Here is a 15,068-nt window from a genome sequence, read left to right on the forward strand (position 1 = left end):
CTGTCAAACGTCGGTTTGCCGGAAAGTCGGTCTGGGGACCAGGAGGCAGGCCACCGTTCCGGTTCAGTTCTACCTTAGCGTTGTTCGCCATTATCAACCAAACACAGTAAGACGTAGCTCTTCCAGCGTTTACGTGCGACTTTCAGCCATCAAGCACGGGGGGACGATGGGATCGGTGCTCGAAGAGCTGACGGCCATTCGGACCGTGGCCGAGATGACCGAAGCATTCCACGACGAGGCGCGGTGTCGCCGGTTGGTTGAGGCGATGGTGTGGCCGAAAGGACGGCTCTGTCCGGCCTGCGGCTCGCGGCGTTCGATCACCCTGGCCGGGCGCGACATAGGACGACGGTCTCGGCCGGGGCTTTATGAGGGGGTCACTTCATAGGACGGGCGAGAAACTACGGTAAGGAGACAGAGCCGGAACTTGGGGCATGACGGGCGATATCATACGCTAAGCAGCAAACCATTGAATATGCTTAATTTTTCTGGCTAGCGTCCGAGCAGTCCAAAATGCGGGCATTATCGATCCAGCGGAACCGCAGCTGCGTAACCCCAAACATTTCTGCGACTTCCTGGGGCGCTCCCAAGAGCTCTTGTTGATCCCGTCATATTATCGGCCACTTGATCAAACGTGGTAGAAAATTGTAATCCCTGATCAGCAGATCAATTTTCCGGCAGCCCAGGCGTGCGGTTACAGGGGTGGTACCGGAAATCAGGGTAAGGACTGAACGCGCGATGACGTTCTACACGAAACTGGCGTTGACGCCAGAACAGCACCTCCACCGGTATTGGCAACGTGGGTTACGAATCGACAACAGAGACAAGGCTATCCAGGCGTTGAGGACCATCGGCCATTTCAGGCTGCTGATCTATATGCGGCACTTCCAGACGCCGCAGAAGCGCTTTTGGACTGGAACGACGTTCAGCCATATTCTGGAACTTTACGAGTTCGACCGGCGCCTGCGTCTGCTCGTGATGGATGCTGTTGAACGCCTGGAGGTCGCGCTCCGAGCATCGCTAGCGAACGAGTTGGGAATTGAGCACGATCCGCATTGGTTCATGGATAAGGATCGATTCCTGAAATTTTCTGATTACGCAGGCACGATGAACAAAATCGTTCACGAAGCAGGATCGGAAAATAAAAAGAGATGGGTCGCAATAGAACACTATTATAGTAAATATACTAGTGGTCCTGAACTTCCGCCGGCTTGGGTTGTTATGGAGCGCCTGACACTCGGAACACTTTCTCGCCTGTTTGAAGCTTTAGTCGCAGATGATCGAAAGCGCGTTGCTCAGCCATTTGGTTTTGACGAGCAGATTGTTGTCTCTTGGTTCCACTCTTTGACAGTGCTCCGGAATGTCTGTGCCCATCACGGTCAGGTTTGGAACGTGCGACTGAAGAAGTTTCCTCCAAAGCCTGCCCGTGCCTACGCCGCGGAATTCACCCCAGGCGATACCTTCTACGCCCGGGCCACGGCAGCGTGGCTGCTGTTGAGGAGGGTCCAGTCCGACTCGACCTGGCGCGACGATCTGGAGACGCTGCTGGGATCATGCCGCCACATAGGTCCGGCCTCCCTGGGATTCCCGGTCGGGTGGCAATCCCGAGCTGCGTGGCTCTGAGAAAAATCGAAGGAGGTGCGATTTACCCATTCGGTTCAGGTTGACAGGCCACGCTTTATGCCATATTTGAATATCAACAACACCCGCCACGCCTCTCATAAGAACGGCGCACCAGGGCGGGTTCTTTTTTGCCTAAATTCTGCCTGCCCACGAAGCGGGTTCGAAAGCAGAGATAGAAGTCCCCGGCGGGCCGGGTTTCTCCTTCGCCCCTCATGGGCACTGCTCTCGCAAGATTGAACGGCGTTTCTCTTTTCGCCTTTCAGGACGTTGCCGGGTGGCATGGACCTTGCGAACTCGGCTCTTGCCGAGCAAAGACTGTGCGTGGCCGGAGCTTCCGGCAACAGAAAACAGCGTTTCTGAGGAGAGCGCGATAGGTGTTCGCCAAACAACGGGAAAACAGAACAAGCTGAGAACACCGGGGCCTGCCTTCCTGTCTGTCACCCCGTCCGGCATTCAAGATGTCCGGAAACCCGTGGAAAGCGGGTGTTTACGGCCAATTTCCGAGGTGGCTCCAAAGATCCAGTTTCGCGGATGGCTGGACTGAGAGGCAGGAGGCAAGCCACCGTTCCGGTTCAGTTCATCCTTGGCGATGTTCCGCGAACACATATCACGCTGTCCTCTTCAACGATCGTGTCTGGCGCACGATCGCCGGCGTCTTCCATCACATCAGCCCCGACCATGCTGACCTGTATTTTGGCGAGATCGGCTTCCGCTGGGCACAGCGCACGGTGGCAGGTCAGGCCCAACGCCGGACCCGCAAAGGGCGGACGGTGATCCAAACCCTCTGGTCCCGTGTTCCCCCAGCGCTCCAGCTTCCGGCGGTCTTCCGTTATGCTGTTGGGCGCCAACTCCGGCGGACCAAGGATGGCGGGATCAGCATCCGCTCGGCCGTAGCTGTCTTTGGTTGATAATGGCGGCGTTGTTTGACGAACACCTATCGCATGCTCTCTAAACAGCGCACTTAATTTGGCGTAGATCCTAAGCTGTTCAGAAGGTAACAAGCCGACACCCACCGGGAGTTGACCAGCCGGTTCACTCTCAGCGGCTTTCTATAAAAGCCAGCCCAGATTTCCAAGCAGACGCCCCGGCTCTTAGGGAGCCGGGGCGTCTGGTTTGGGCCGAGAAAGTGACTAAGGCTTTTTGCCACCGTGCCTTGTGGGATTTGTCAGCCGGTACTTTTGACCCCGCTCCATGGGCGGTGGCAGCGGCTCGTTGCGTACTACCGTCCGTTCGATGCCGGTACCGCCACCACGTGGGCCGGTGATCTCGTATTGACCGGAACGCGGAGCCTTTTCGCCGGGCTTAAGGAGGTCCTTGTTAGACATGGGGGGCCTCCAGAGGCTGAAGAATGTCTCCCAGCTCTTCACTCAGCTGGACTACGAACTGCTTCTCGGCCAGGAGCTTTTTGTCCGCATCGGTGAGGTTCATTCCCAGCTTCGCCTTGAGGAAAGCCTTGGTGGCGGCGCGGGCTTGGCGGTTGGAAACCACGGAGTTTGCGACAATGCAGATGTTGTCCCACTCCTGGTTCTTCTTCGACCAGTCGATCTTGGCAAGCCCCCCGAGACGAGCCGGCCAGTCGTCGCCCTCCTTCATTAGTTCGGCCCCGATGCTGCCCAGAGCCCGGAGGACCGTCGAGTGTGAGGACAGGCGCTCAGCGCGGAACTCCACTGCCAGCTTCTGTCCAGAGAACACCTTCATCCAGTCGGGCATGTGCTTAGTGACTTCGGACCAGAACTCTTTGAGGAGAGCGATGTTCTCAACGAGGCCTTGATCCTCGTGGCCCTTCAGGAGTTCCCTATTGGCGTCGTACAGCGCGGCGAGGGTGAAGATCTTGGGCGACCGGGACTTGAGGGACACATCCTCCTTCTCGGTCAGTTCTTTAAAGACAGGAACCTGATCAATGAAGCCAATCGTTGCCATCGAGGCCTTGTCCCGCTTGTCGTACAAGATGTCCAGGGACTTGGATGTCTTCTGCACGAAGCGGTTCAGGTCGGAGAACATCTGTTGGACCCGATCCTTGCTCTCCCAGGGGAAGAGAAGCACAGAGATTGTGTGGTCCTGCAAGTCGGGGTTCTCTTTGATTGCCGCCGCGATGCCGGCACAACGGTGCTGGCCGTCGTTGATGATCAGCTCATCGCCAAGCTTCAGCTTGATCACTCCGATGTCCTGGCCACCGACCGGCTCGAAGACCGGCTCCGTCTTGTAAGACGCCGTGATCGACGAGAAGACGTAGTCATCCTCATTCTCAAGGATGTAGTCGCGCAGATCAGGAACGCGCTTCTCGTTGAGGACGCGCTGCTCCCGATCTTCCGGGGTGAAGCCGCGCCAGTCAGTGAACTTGAACAGATTGGGGACAGCGCTCAGCGGCATCAGGCAGGCGTAATAGGTGCGGCTGCCGAGCTTGCCGCGCATCGCGGGAACGTGAACATACATGCTTCTTCTCCATTAGAGCTGGCTTGCACCTTGAGCGAGGATCGCTCATTTTTGGATAGCAGCTCGTGACGGAAGTGGTACTAGCTCCTCGAAATTTCGTCAACAGCTCTTTCAATAAATTTTGGGAGCTCTCCAAATTTTTCCGCGAACTCTCCACAAATCGTTATGGAGCTCTCCACCAAGCGCTATCGAGCTCTGCCAACAGGTCAGAGCAGCTCTATCCTGAGTAGTCGATTGGTTTTTCGCGTGCAGGTAGGCGGCAAAATGGCCTACCTGCGCATTAGCTTTTATGGAAAGCCGCCGAGAATGAACCGGCTGGTCAACTTTCGGTAGGCATCAAGGGGCACAGTCCGGCCCTGGCGACTTTGGCCATTCTGCACAGCCATGTGGTCACAGGGCCTTGTCGGCCGCGCATGGCGCCGCTCGGAAAAGCGTGGGGCGGAACGGACAGCCAGCCTGGAACAGGCCGGCAAGGAACGGCTTGATCGGCTTGCTGATGCTCTCGATGCCGGCGCCGTGGCGCATCACGACGGCAAGGACGCCCATGCCGCGCTGATCGCGATGCAGTCTTGGGAGGAACTGGCCCTGTCGGCCCAACAGTTGCGCCAACTCCTGCGACCGGAGCCCGTCGATTTGATCGCCAACCTCGACCCGGACTACGCTGTCTTCCGCCACATTGGCCCACGCTTGCTGGCGTGCTTCACCTTCGAGGGGGCGCCGTTCGTGCGGCCGCTCCTGACGGCGCTCGACCAGTTGCGGGACCTCGCGGCCCACCCCCGCCGGTCGGTCCCGACCACGGCCCCCATCACGCTCGTCTCCCGACGGTGGCGCCGCCACGTCGTTGTCGATGGGAAAGGCTTCAACCGCCGCTTCTATGAACTGTGCGTCCTCTTCGAACTGCGCGACCGGTTGCGCGCCGGTGACGTGTGGGTCCAAGGCTCCCGGCAATACCGATCACTAAACGAGTGCTTGGCGCCGCCCTCGGTGCCCGTGCTCCCGCCACCGGCGATCGCCCGCTTGCCGGCGCCGGCATATCCGACGGCGGAAGCCTATCTGGCCGAGCGCATGGCGCGGCTCGACCGCCGTCTGCGGGAGACGGGGGCCGAGTAGCAACGGAACCGGAAACCTAGGTAAGCCCATCGCGGGCATTTAAAATTATGAAGAGGTGGAGGAACACGGGACCAGAGGGGTTCGATCTCCACCCGCCTCTCGCGGGTCCAGCGTTCCGAGCAACCTGCCAATCCCGTCAAACCGCCGGCGGCCGGTTGGCGGGATGCTAGAAACGACCATCGATAATGATCGCTTGGCGTTGTTTAGCTGACACCTATCGCGCTGTCCTCGACATGCTCAGAGCACCGCCGCCCTTCCTCCGGCGGCTCGTCGACATCGCCTGCTGCGCGCCGTAACCTCCCATCATCCGCACCATTGCTGGACTTGTGAGCCGGCTCCTAAGCGAGACGGCAGTCCCAAAATGCGCAAAGTCGGAGGTCACTTTCGTGTAGTAACCCCGAAAAAGGTTGCATCGCGGTTATCGCCAATTTGACCGAATACAGTTGGACTCCTTTTCTCTTTAACGTGGCGACCGTAAGTGGTAATCGAAGAGTATGAAATCGTGCTTTTGGAGTTTTGCGATGATCCGCAGAATGTTATCTCTTAAGAAATTTGTGCTGGTTAGCGCATCGGTTACTATGGTTGGTTGCACTGAAGCAACACCGTCTGACGGCACCGTTCTGAATAATATTTCTAAGAAATATTACGCGTCGTGCAAGCTTCTATCTGTCGCGGATTTTAAAAAATTTAATGGCTTTGCTCAAAAGGATGGCAGCCATATAGTCGAAGTGAAATACAATCTCATTCTTACTCCCAACAAAGAAATTAATGATCTTTCCCGTATTGCTGAGGAGAACGCCCGAGCTATTCTTGATCTCAATAAAAATTCTTTCGATAAGGTCATTGAGGCGGAGGAGAAGTATATAAAAGAAAAAGAAAAATGCAATACTGAGAATGATGCGTTTGTGAGCGCTCATGATAGGATCAGCAAAGAACGTTCAGATTTGGTGTTTCAGCAGATCAAAGCGGGCTATAACAACCCAGAATCACGAGACTTGTCTCGGATAATTGCTGAGAAAGATGCTGAACAGCTTGAGAACTCTAAGAAAATTGAAGAGCACGACAGATCGTGCCAAAGATCCTACGGGAAGATCAGAAACGACTATATGGAGTACATAAAAGCTAAATCGCGTGCTGAGAGCGAAGCGTCGCAGGCGAGGAGCGAGGGCTACAATAAAATTCAAAGGGCTTTTGATAAGGAATGCCCCATAATTGCTGTTGGAGGGGTGCTTTATGCATATTTCCATCAAGATGGACACAACCTTGAGAATTATCAGAAAACTCATAGTAGGGAGGTCGCGACAAAGGTTAGACTAGTTCAGTCTGATAATGGGTGGGTATTAGAGTAGAGATAATCTGACTTGTTATAGAAGAAACAAATTCCATAAATGAACTTCTGGGCAACGGTTGTAGAAGGGAGAGCGCGATAGGTGTTCGCCAAACAACGGGAAGCGTGAACTGAACCGGAAAGATGGCTTGTTTGTTGGGTTCCCGCGCGGCAGTCCGGGAAACCGACCTTTGGCGGCTAGTTTAGAAACTGTCCGGAAATTCACACTTTTGACGGTCTTCCAGACATATTGATTCCGGACGGGATAGCAGACAGGACACCCAGGCCAGTGTTCTTAACTCGTTCTCCCCTTGCGTTGTTTGGCGAACACCTATCGCGTTCTCCTCCTGATCCCGCCGTCCTTGGTCCGCCGAGGCTGGCGCCCGACAGCATAACGGGAGACAGCCGCAAGCTGGAGGGCTGGAGGAGCACGGGACCAGAGGGGTTGGATCACAGTTCGCCCCTTTCGGCTTCGGCGTTCGCCTTACCCCCCACTCCGGCGCGACCACCGGCCATCCGCCCTCATCACCCCAACAATCACCGATAACGGTCTCTTGTCGGTGATCGTCGGCTTGACGCCGCCGCCCCCCTCGGCAACCCTGTCGCGCCCGTCCAACCCGCGCCGAGAGACCGCCCGTGCCGCTTCCCGCTCCGCTGCCCCCGCACACCGCCCCGGCACCGGCGATCGCCCTCGACGCTGATGCCGCCGAGCGGCTGCGCCGGCTGCGCGCCGAGGCCACCGCCGCCAACACCGCGCGGGCCCAGCGCAGCGACACCCGCTATCTCACCGCCTGGGCCGAGCGGCGGCTCGGCCTCGATCTGACCGACCCAGCCGTCCTGCCGCTGCCGGCCGAGGCGGTGGTGACCTTCGTCCTCGACCATGTCGACCTGACCGGCGACGGCATCAGCCTGCCACCCGCCGTCGACGCCGCCCTGGTCGCCGCCGGGGTGAAGCGCCGGCCGGGTCCCCTCGGCCTGGCCACCACCGAACGGCGGCTGGCCACCCTGGCCGCCCTGCACCGCGCCCGCGGCCTGCCCAGCCCCACCCTGCATCCCGGCGTGCGCGACCTGCTGCGCCAAGCCCGCCGCGCCCTGGCCGCCCGCGGCATCACCCCGCGGGCCAAGCGGGCCGCCACCCGCGACGAGGTGCTCGGGCCGATGCTCGATGCGCTGCCGGACGACGCCCGCGGCCTGCGCGACCGCGCCCTCCTCGCCGTCGCCTTCGCCAGCGGCGGCCGCCGGCGCTCCGAGCTGGTGGCGCTGCGCCTCGCCGACGTCACCGCGGCCGGACGCGACTTCACCCTTCGGATCCGGCGCTCGAAGACCGACCAGCAGGGCGCCGGCACCGACGTGCCGGTGAAACGCGCCGCCGCCGACGCGCTGCGCCGCTGGCTGCGGCTGCTCGCCGATCAGGGCATCACCGACGGACCGCTGTTCCGTGAGCTGTCGCGGCGCGGCCGGGTGGTGCGGCGGCGGGGAGAAGATGGAGGAGCGAAGGCACTGGATGGGCGGGTGGTGGCCGAGGTGGTAAAGCGCGCCGCCCGGGCCGCCGGGCTGGATCCGGCCGCCTATGCCGCGCATTCCCTACGCTCCGGCTTCCTCACCACCGGCGGGCGCGATGGCATCCCGCTCGACCTGTTGATGCAGCTCTCCGGCCACAAGAGCCACCGCATCGCCGCCCGCTACTTCCAGACCGGCGCCGTCCACCAGAACCCGGCCGCCGACCTGCTGTAGGAGGGAGGAGGTGCGACGACGGCGCGGCAGACGGCCAGAGTTACCGAAGAAAAAGGCCGCACCCAAGCAGGTGCGGCCTTCAGATTTTGGTTCGGGGAGGATGAGAACCTGAGATGACCATAGGGCTCTCCACGTTAAAGACCTGTGAACAGCACCACAGAATCTGTCCTTCTACTCCCTTATTGCAAAAAGTACCTGTATTCTATCAGAACAGTGGCAGCTGGATGCGCCCACCATCGTCCGTGTGGGCTTTCGCGGCACGCACCGCAGCGTCCTGAGCGCCGGCCATCGTCCGGGCACTCCCGGAGCGGACCTGCTCTCCAGCAACGGTGACGGTCCAGCTCCACAGATCCGGCCCGCGCCAGGCCACCGCCAGATCGCACCCGTGCATCCGCGTCACCGCGTGGCGTGTCGTCCAGGTCGTTGTCGTTGGCATGCCGGCACCTCCACAAGTTCCGGCTGGCTCTATCATATGACCAGGGTCACCAGCGAGTGCCCATGCAATCGCGCATATTTGAGCAGATGATTGTTTGATGCAGTGCGTTTCAGAGGATTCGGCATGGTCCCTCTTATTGAATAGGTCGAACAATCTCGCTTGCACGACGCCGCGCGCACTTTGCTCTCGAAGGAGCGGCTGGCGCGCGCCGGACCGCGCGCGCTTCGATCCCGAGCTGGCGCGCGGCGCGCGCACGCCGGTGGCGCAGAGTGCGCGCGTGCTGCACGCAGCGCCGGCGCGCACCATGGCGCGCGCGCCAACGACCTGTTGTGGGGTTAGGACACGCGCGCGCCGGACCGCGCGCGCTCCGATCCCGAGCTGGCGCGCGGCGCGCGCACCGGTGGCGCGGACTGCGCGCGTGCTGTGCGCAGCGCCGGCGCGCACCATGGCGCGCGCGCGCCGACGAGCTGTTGTGGGGTTAGGGCACGCGCGCGCCGGACCGCGCGCGCTCCGATCCCGAGCTGGCGCGCGGCGCGCACACATTGGTGGCGCGGACTGCGCGCATGCTGCGCGCAGCGCCGGCGCGCACCACGGCGCGCGCGCCGACGAGCTGTTGTGGGGTTAGGGCACGCGCGCGCCAGACCGCGCGCGCTTCGATCCTGAACTGGCGCGCGGCGCGCGCGCACCGGTGGCGCGGAGTGCGCGCGCGCTGCGCGCAGCGCCGGCGCGCACCATGGCGCGCGCGCCAGCGACCTGTTGTGGGGTTAGGGCACGCGCGCGCCAGACCGCGCGCGCCGCTCCCGAGTTGGCGCGCGGCGCGCGCACCGGTGGCGCGGACTGCGCGCGCGCTGCGCGCAGCGCCGGCGCGCACCATGGCGCGCGCGCCAACGAGCTGTTGTGGGGTTAGGACACGCGCGCGCCGGACCGCGCGCGCGTCGATCCCGAGCTGGCGCGCGGCGCGCGCGCCGGTGGCACGGAGTGCGCGCGCTGTGCGCGCCTCTGCCTGTCGAGCGCGCAAGTCTTCAGCGACCGCGCGCCTACAATGATGACGGAGAGGTGCGCGCAGACTCAACACGCCTCAGCGCAGGCACAGCCGAGGGCATAAGCATGAGTTAGATGCGGACTCTTATCCGGGCACCGCGTCTCTCCCTGACGGAGAATCTGGCTGAGAAGAGGGATCAGCAGTCCAGCAGCTTGCCAATCGGTGGCCGCGACGGATGCAGGATCACCCCAACACCGCTCTCTGCGATCTCGACCCGCGCATCGGGATAGGCTGCCAGTGCCACCGTCAGAGCCTCGACAAAGGGCCGGCGGAAAAACCTGGGCTCCTTGAAGCCGCCACCGAACTGCGCATGGAGAGCGGTCCACGACACCGGCATCGGCTTGGCCAAGGCATGCAGCCGGTAGGCGAGCCAAACATAGATGTCGAGGGACATGGAGCGGTCCCGCAGATGCCGGACCGCGGCGTCGAGCAGTGGGACCGGATGCTGCCGGGCGGTGTGATAGAACACCTCGTCGAGGATCACCGCTTCGTCGAACAGGCGCGGCAGGGGTCTGTCGTCGGTGCCGTCGAAGATCAGGCCACGGCGGACGACACCGCCTTTATCGAAGCCGGAAGCACCACCCTCAGTTTCCCAGAAGAACTTCATGGAGCAGGCAGCGATCCGCATCGCCTGCTCCCGGAAAGCCTTTGCCGTCTCGCCGCCGACCGATACCCCCATGGCCTCCAGCCATGCCCGCATCGACCGCCCGAGGGCGATCTCCCGGCTGTTCGTCCTGACGGCCTGAGTGATGAGATAGATCAGGATCATCCGGGCTCGGGCGTCATAGGGCACACCGAACAGCCGGAGGTGATCGCCGATCTGCAGCCGACCAGGCTCCACGACCAGCCGCATCTTGTGTCCCACACGTTCCCACGCCTGATCGTCGGGAATCCGGCGATGGGGGAGAGCGGTCAAACACAAACCCGAATATGTGTAGCCATGGGTGCCCCGCTCATCGCCAAGAACTTCTGCCGCGATGTCGACAAGATTGGCGTCGGCGCTGGAAAGGGCAGCCTCCCGGCCGCCGGCGATGATCACGTCGTGTAATTCACCCATGGCGACACACGGTGACGGCTCCGGATACTCTGCGTCAAGTGTGGGGTTAGGGCACGAAGCCAGTTGCAGATAGTAGATTCTCTATTAGTTGCTTTGTGTTCCAACCCCACGGGATAACCCGGCTCCGCGTGTCCCAACCCCACGGATCCGTGCCCCAACCCCACGGGACAAAGCGCCAGGCTGTGGATAAGCGGGGGAGCGGGAGCGCGGCGTGGATGCCGCCGGAATACCTGTTCCCGCCCTTGCCTGGCGAATCGGAGAATGGACGGCGGTGGCCATCGTCGGACCGATCACCGCCTCCGGATTGATGGCTTGCCCCTCCTCGAGGGAGGCGGGAACGCTGTCGGTACATCAACGGCAAACTCGCGATGAGCAATGGTCACGAATGGATGCAGCCCCCGGCGTCACCGCGACATGGTACAGATCCGTCTGTTGATGTCGCCGCCCCCGCTCCGCCCCCTCGCACCTGGAAAGGCGTCTGCTTCGTCATGTTCATCATCTCCGAGGCGGAGACCGCCGCGGTGCTGGCCGCCTACCAAAGAGCCGGTGAGTGGGCGGCGGTCGTCGAGCTGCGCCGGCTGTTCACCGGCATTCAGGACAACGCGTCGGCCCTCCGGGCGGTGCGGGCCATCGTGTCCCGTGCCGCGGCGCTGGAGCAATGATCCGCGGCCGCATGAGCGGGCCAAGCAGACAAGGGAAACGATACTCGTGAAGCGGGGACGTCACCGCTCCTCTCCCTTCAAAGAGCGGTGAAGCGCCTCGGCTCCGGCGCAATGACCGCCAAACCAACAGCGGATCTTCGCGCCCCGCTCCGGCGCCTCAACCACCGCAGGATCACATCTCGATCCCGCGGTACCGCGTCGATGCCAGGAGCTGCTCGGCGCTGCTCTTCACCCACTCCGCGGTCCATGCGCCTTTCGCGTTGGGGGTCTTCCTCAAATACTGGAGCAGACCGGCAAGCTGTTGCAGATCCGCCGGGTCCGGCCGCTGCCGCAGGACGTCCAACTCCCGTTTCTGGCGGCGGATGGTGTCCTCATCGTCCAGCAACCGGGCAATGAGCTGATCCGGGGTGGCCGGCTTCCCATCGAGGGCGACGCCCGTGCGCTCGACCTCCCGCACCACCTCCCGCACCAGGGGCGGGCGGGCCCAGGCCGCGGCAGCCTCCTGGCGCGCCCGATCGCGCTCCTGTTCCGCCATGGCACGGGCCTGTTTGTCGGCGTGCGCCACCCGGCGGGCCTGTCGCAGTACCATCAGCAGCCGGACCGCGGCGCCTGCGGCGCCGGCGGTCACGTCCCAGCCGTCCGGCAACTCCACCTCCAACTGCGTTGCCAGGTCGGTGGCGGTCTGGCGCTGCTTTGGACTGGGCGGCGGCGCGTTGGTGCGCGCGCGCTCCTCGGCGATGGTGACGCGCAGCCGCTCCGCGCGGTCCTTCCACACCAGGAGCTGATCGAGGATCGGCTTCATCCGGGCCGCCGACACCCGGCCGCGGCCGGCGCGGACCGCCGCGACATCCATCGCCAGAGCGACATGCCGCGCGGCGGCCGCCGCACCGGCGGCGCAGCGCCGCTGCTCGGCGACATGGGCCTCGCGGGCTTGGCGAACCGCATCGGCCTCGCTCTCGGCCATCCTGTTGGCCAAGCCCAGACCGTGGTCGCTGGCGCGTGCCCGGTCGGGCGCGCGCAACGCCACCTCGGGCCGCCGGCGCTTGGCCGGACGATCGATGCCGGTTTCGGCGAGGCGGCCGCCATGCCACGCCGCGGCGAGCTGGATGCCGCGCTCCTCCGCCACCGCGTTGATGGCGGCGGCCACCACCTCGCGGCGCCAGGCGCGCAGCGCCGCCGGGCCGGCGAGGACCGGACGCGCGCCACCGCCGCCCTTCACTCCGGAACGCCCGGCCGGCGCGGCCTCCCAGGCGCCATCGGCGCGCCGGCTGCAGTGGCGCGCGGCGACGGTCATGTGGAGGTGGGGCTGATACTCGCCCTTGCCGTTGCGCGCGTGCACCGCCCAATGAGCGGGATGCCCGGCCTGCTCGAACCAGGCGGCGATGCGTTCAGCCACCGCGCGGCGGGCGGCGGCGTCCATCTCGCAAGGGAGCTCGGCGATGACGCGCCGGGCGACCACCCCGTTCTTGCGCGTGGTCGCATCGGCGCAGGCGTCGAGTGCCGCGCGCATCTCGGCGCGCCCCTGGCCCCCTTCACTCTCCAGCTCGTCGGCGCGGCTGCGGTGGCGCTCGACACGCGCGTCATAGTCGAGCCCGCCGGCCGCGCGCCGCGCGCCACCATTGGCATGGGTGATCGAGGTGACGCGCGCGTGGAAGGTCCGGCCGCCTCGGCCGACGCGACCGGAGGCTTTCGGCGCGCGCGCGGCGACCTCGCGGTAGCGGCCAACCTGCCAGTCCTCTTCGGCGCGCGCGGGCATGCGCTCCTCCACCCTTGACCGTTTTCGCAGTGATCCATGCCCAATTACTTTTTCATCAAAAAGGTATTTGGGCATGGATAACTGTCTGTTGGGGTAGGCTATACCGAAATCGCATGCAATTCCAGCAGCGATCGGGAGCCAAAGCCCACGGCGCGCGCGGCCGTGGCGGAGGGCTGCGCGCGCCGGATGCTGACGCGCGCAGCTTTCATGGACGAGGCTCAGTCTCACGGCTCAGTCCACAGCGCATGGCCACCTCCGAGACGTCATCGCGCGGCACGCCCGGCGCGCGTCTCGGATGCACGCGCGCTACCGCGCGCCCTTGCTGGTCCCGGCGCGCGCCGGTGGCGCGCCCGCGCGCAGACGCCGCGGCGCGGGTGCCTGTCCCGCGCAGGGACCACCGCCCAACAGATCGGGATGCGTTCCGTCGACGCACACGGCGTCTTGGCGGGCCGATGGTCGACCACGTGGTGGCGCGGACAGAAAGCCGGAACGCGGCCGTGCGCTGCCGGTGCGTTCGTCAGCGGCGGGATCCCCGGCGCTTTTGGAGCGGCTGTTCCGTGCGGCGCGGCCCAGGCGCGCACGATGGAACCGGGACCTTCTTGAACCGGCGAGACCGTCCCACGGTTTGGTCGATCGCCTGCTCCGACACGCAAGATCTCAAGCCGGACTGCGCGCCAGGCCGATGCCGCTTCCGGGCAGACGTCAGCCATCGGGTCGTCGGCCCTTGGGCAATCCGCAATTTGCGGCGCTTACGGTAGAGAGTTCGGCAGATCGGACGGAAGGAGGCGGACGGCGTCGGCGCATGGCCAGCATCCAGACAATGAAGCGACTGGAAGCCTCCTGCATTCAGCAGGAGCATCGGCGTTCCTTGGATTGCGTCAGGGTGGCTCCTCCGACCATCGCCTTCATGGGCAACTCGGGGGACAGACTGTCCCGAAATTCCGCTCTCGGCTGCCCTAGGAGCATCAATGTTGAAAGGAAAGCCAAGAAGAGCAGAAAATTTTCTGCGTCAGTCTGTGCTATGCCTTACTGAATTGCTGGTTACGGGCATAGCACAGAATCGCGAAAAAGTCAAGACTTGACTTTTTGTTCATCGGAATTCGGTTGACCAAGTTGTTACTCCCGATTCTTCCTTTCGCGGAAGAAAGCGCTTTCCGCTTTTTTCCGCGAATGAGGAGTGAGATGGAGAAAATCATATATTTGATCCGGGTCACGGAAGAAGAAATCGAATCCAAAAAATACATCCCAATAAATCTGAAGGATTGCAATGAGGATCTCCTCATAAAGTATCATGAAGGAACGGCACAAGCCGATTTGTTGGCAAGGCACGGCTATATATTCGAACACAACGCCATCCGCATCAGTAACGCGCTTATCGCGATCCAGCGAGAAACGAAACGTCGCTTCCGGCGCTTTTTCCGGTTTTCCACGTTTGGGGGTTCCGGGTCCGACTGCGCGGAACTGACGATCGAGTTGGGGAAGGTCCAGGAGGTGTCTCTCACGCGCGTTCCCCCCACTCCCCGGAAGAGCGACGCCCAGCCGGAACCATCGCGTTCGGTCACGCGCGACCATGGCCCTGTCCAGCCTCCTGCCGCCGAGATGCCGCGAACCGCGAAACCGGTGGTTCCCCCTCCCGCAGCACCTCCTCCTGCACACTCAACGCTGCCGGTGCTGACCCTAGAAGCGGATGACCATGATGGCCTGAAGCGGTTGCGGGAATACCTGCTCACGGTCAGCAACGAGGAGGTCCGTCGGCAAGAGCTGACGCAAGTCGCGGACATCAAGAGGATCTGGGGTGATCGCCTCAACCTGGACCGTGAGAGCATGGCGGCGGAACAGAAGGTTGTCCGGGCTTTGGCTGCCGTTCGTCAGGAAATGGCCGAACGGGGCA

Annotated in this window: 11 protein-coding genes and 1 pseudogene; 8 read left to right on the top strand and 4 right to left on the bottom strand. The window is 62.9% G+C overall.

Going from position 1 to position 15,068, the window contains the following annotated elements:
• Nucleotides 1–214: 214 nt before the first annotated feature.
• The 3 genes and pseudogenes from ACWPN3_RS28530 to ACWPN3_RS28540 form a co-directional block, all read left to right on the top strand.
• Entirely contained in the window at nucleotides 215–385 is a 171-nt protein-coding gene (locus ACWPN3_RS28530; protein ID WP_492261919.1) for a transposase family protein, read from the top strand.
• Between the two features lie 350 nt (nucleotides 386–735).
• Nucleotides 736–1,620 carry an Abi family protein gene (locus tag ACWPN3_RS28535; protein ID WP_492243202.1) on the top strand — a complete coding sequence of 295 codons (885 nt, stop codon included), beginning with the start codon at nucleotides 736–738 and terminating at the stop codon, nucleotides 1,618–1,620.
• Between the two features lie 620 nt (nucleotides 1,621–2,240).
• Nucleotides 2,241–2,528: pseudogene (locus ACWPN3_RS28540) on the top strand (IS1595 family transposase); the annotation flags it as partial.
• 409 nt (nucleotides 2,529–2,937) lie between these two features.
• Here ACWPN3_RS28540 and ACWPN3_RS28545 read toward each other — a convergent pair.
• Nucleotides 2,938–4,053: a DNA sulfur modification protein DndB gene (locus ACWPN3_RS28545; protein ID WP_492243201.1), complete on the bottom strand. Its 1,116-nt coding sequence runs from the start codon at nucleotides 4,051–4,053 to the stop codon at nucleotides 2,938–2,940.
• A gap of 384 nt (nucleotides 4,054–4,437) precedes the next feature.
• Between ACWPN3_RS28545 and ACWPN3_RS28550 the strand changes: the two genes are divergently transcribed.
• The 3 genes from ACWPN3_RS28550 to ACWPN3_RS28560 all read left to right on the top strand — a co-directional run bounded on the left by ACWPN3_RS28550 (nucleotide 4,438) and on the right by ACWPN3_RS28560 (nucleotide 8,224).
• Entirely contained in the window at nucleotides 4,438–5,163 is a 726-nt protein-coding gene (locus tag ACWPN3_RS28550) for a hypothetical protein (RefSeq protein ID WP_492243200.1), read from the top strand.
• Nucleotides 5,164–5,684: 521 nt separating this feature from the next.
• The gene (locus ACWPN3_RS28555; protein WP_492243199.1) at nucleotides 5,685–6,512 is read left to right on the top strand and encodes a hypothetical protein; all 828 of its coding nucleotides are present in this window, start codon (nucleotides 5,685–5,687) and stop codon (nucleotides 6,510–6,512) included.
• Nucleotides 6,513–7,126: 614 nt separating this feature from the next.
• Nucleotides 7,127–8,224 (top strand): tyrosine-type recombinase/integrase, encoded by a 1,098-nt coding sequence (locus ACWPN3_RS28560; RefSeq protein ID WP_395459865.1) that lies wholly within the window; start codon nucleotides 7,127–7,129, stop codon nucleotides 8,222–8,224.
• Nucleotides 8,225–8,429: 205 nt separating this feature from the next.
• On the opposite strand, the gene ACWPN3_RS28565 is transcribed toward ACWPN3_RS28560, so the two are convergent.
• Both ACWPN3_RS28565 and ACWPN3_RS28570 read right to left on the bottom strand, forming a co-directional pair.
• Nucleotides 8,430–8,660 carry a hypothetical protein gene (locus ACWPN3_RS28565; RefSeq protein ID WP_395459866.1) on the bottom strand — a complete coding sequence of 77 codons (231 nt, stop codon included), beginning with the start codon at nucleotides 8,658–8,660 and terminating at the stop codon, nucleotides 8,430–8,432.
• Nucleotides 8,661–9,838: 1,178 nt separating this feature from the next.
• A complete protein-coding gene (locus ACWPN3_RS28570; RefSeq protein ID WP_492243198.1) occupies nucleotides 9,839–10,741 on the bottom strand; it encodes a replication protein RepA in 903 nt (300 codons plus the stop codon).
• Between the two features lie 506 nt (nucleotides 10,742–11,247).
• Between ACWPN3_RS28570 and ACWPN3_RS28575 the strand changes: the two genes are divergently transcribed.
• Nucleotides 11,248–11,421 (top strand): hypothetical protein, encoded by a 174-nt coding sequence (locus tag ACWPN3_RS28575; protein WP_395459868.1) that lies wholly within the window; start codon nucleotides 11,248–11,250, stop codon nucleotides 11,419–11,421.
• Nucleotides 11,422–11,593: 172 nt separating this feature from the next.
• Here the strand turns inward: ACWPN3_RS28575 and ACWPN3_RS28580 are convergent, their stop codons facing one another.
• Nucleotides 11,594–13,177: a MobA/MobL family protein gene (locus ACWPN3_RS28580; protein WP_395459869.1), complete on the bottom strand. Its 1,584-nt coding sequence runs from the start codon at nucleotides 13,175–13,177 to the stop codon at nucleotides 11,594–11,596.
• Nucleotides 13,178–14,281: 1,104 nt separating this feature from the next.
• Here ACWPN3_RS28580 and ACWPN3_RS28585 point away from each other — a divergent pair.
• A partial coding sequence (locus tag ACWPN3_RS28585) for a hypothetical protein (protein ID WP_492261918.1) occupies nucleotides 14,282–15,068 on the top strand: 787 nt, incomplete at its 3' end.

Source organism: Azospirillum sp. UENF 111221, assembly GCF_058780625.1.

What these genes read in the sequence shown, in the direction of transcription:
- ACWPN3_RS28575 (WP_395459868.1), top strand. Translation starts at nt 11,248, where the DNA reads ATGTTCATCATCTCCGAGGCGGAGACCGCCGCGGTGCTGGCCGCCTAC.
- ACWPN3_RS28545 (WP_492243201.1), bottom strand. Translation starts at nt 4,053, where the DNA reads ATGTATGTTCACGTTCCCGCGATGCGCGGCAAGCTCGGCAGCCGCACC.
- ACWPN3_RS28580 (WP_395459869.1), bottom strand. Translation starts at nt 13,177, where the DNA reads ATGCCCGCGCGCGCCGAAGAGGACTGGCAGGTTGGCCGCTACCGCGAG.
- ACWPN3_RS28555 (WP_492243199.1), top strand. Translation starts at nt 5,685, where the DNA reads ATGATCCGCAGAATGTTATCTCTTAAGAAATTTGTGCTGGTTAGCGCA.
- ACWPN3_RS28530 (WP_492261919.1), top strand. Translation starts at nt 215, where the DNA reads ATGACCGAAGCATTCCACGACGAGGCGCGGTGTCGCCGGTTGGTTGAG.
- ACWPN3_RS28565 (WP_395459866.1), bottom strand. Translation starts at nt 8,660, where the DNA reads ATGCCAACGACAACGACCTGGACGACACGCCACGCGGTGACGCGGATG.
- ACWPN3_RS28550 (WP_492243200.1), top strand. Translation starts at nt 4,438, where the DNA reads ATGTGGTCACAGGGCCTTGTCGGCCGCGCATGGCGCCGCTCGGAAAAG.
- ACWPN3_RS28535 (WP_492243202.1), top strand. Translation starts at nt 736, where the DNA reads ATGACGTTCTACACGAAACTGGCGTTGACGCCAGAACAGCACCTCCAC.